Source organism: Pseudomonas sp. EA_65y_Pfl1_P113, assembly GCF_963970525.1.
GTDB classification, from domain to species: domain Bacteria; phylum Pseudomonadota; class Gammaproteobacteria; order Pseudomonadales; family Pseudomonadaceae; genus Aquipseudomonas; species Aquipseudomonas tritici.
Genome location: NZ_CAXAQM010000141.1, coordinates 1 through 776 on the forward strand (window position 1 = coordinate 1; position 776 = coordinate 776).

The 776-nt window shown below is 67.8% G+C and carries 1 protein-coding gene; it reads right to left on the bottom strand.

What is annotated here, in order from left to right; all coding sequences use genetic code 11:
* On the bottom strand, positions 1–776 hold a 776-nt coding region (locus AACY52_RS28735), incomplete at both ends, for a Tn3 family transposase (protein ID WP_339561131.1).

The following is a 776-nucleotide window of genomic DNA, read 5'->3' on the forward strand; positions in this document are numbered from 1 at the left end:
CACAGGCAACCTGCCGCGTCGCCAAGCTGTCCACATAACGGTGAACCCGCCGGTGTCGGCGTACTGCTCCTCGATCCGTCGCCCGGCCTCGTTCATCGTCAGCCCGTCGAGCAGATAGGGTGCCTCGCTGACGGTTGCGGGGATGGTCCGCGATGCGAACGGCGCGAAGCTGTCGTTGACGTGAGTATAAGCCTTGATGCCGGGGTCGTTGCCGTAGCGGGCATTGACCGTGTTCATCGCCTCGCCCTGCCGCGCGGCGGGGTAGAACTGGCCATCGGCCGAGGCAGTGGTGCCCATGCCCCAGACCCGCGCCATCGGCAGCGCGCCTTGCGCGGCGACCACGTTGGCCAGCGCCTGGTCGATCGCCGCGCTTTCGACATGCCAGCGTGCGAGACGGGACAGTTGCCAGTAATCATGGGTGTTGGACGCCTCGGCCATCTTGCGCAGGCCCAGGTTCAATCCCTCGGCGAGCAGGACGTTGAGCAGGCCGATCCGGTCGCCGCACGGTATGCCGGTGCGCAGATGGGTGAAGGCGTCGGTGAACTCCAGCGCGGCGTCCACTTCGAGCAGCAGGTCGGTGATGCGGATGGGCGGCAGGCGACGGTAAAGGTCCAGCACCAGGTCATCGATCCCGTCCGGCGCATCGGCGGTCAGGCGATCGATGCGCAGCGTCCCGTCCTCGATGCTGCCTTTCGGGATCGTACCGTTGCGCGCGGCGCGACCGAGCCGGGCGAGGCCATCGGCGAGACGGGCCTTGCGGTCCGCGAGCCAGACAT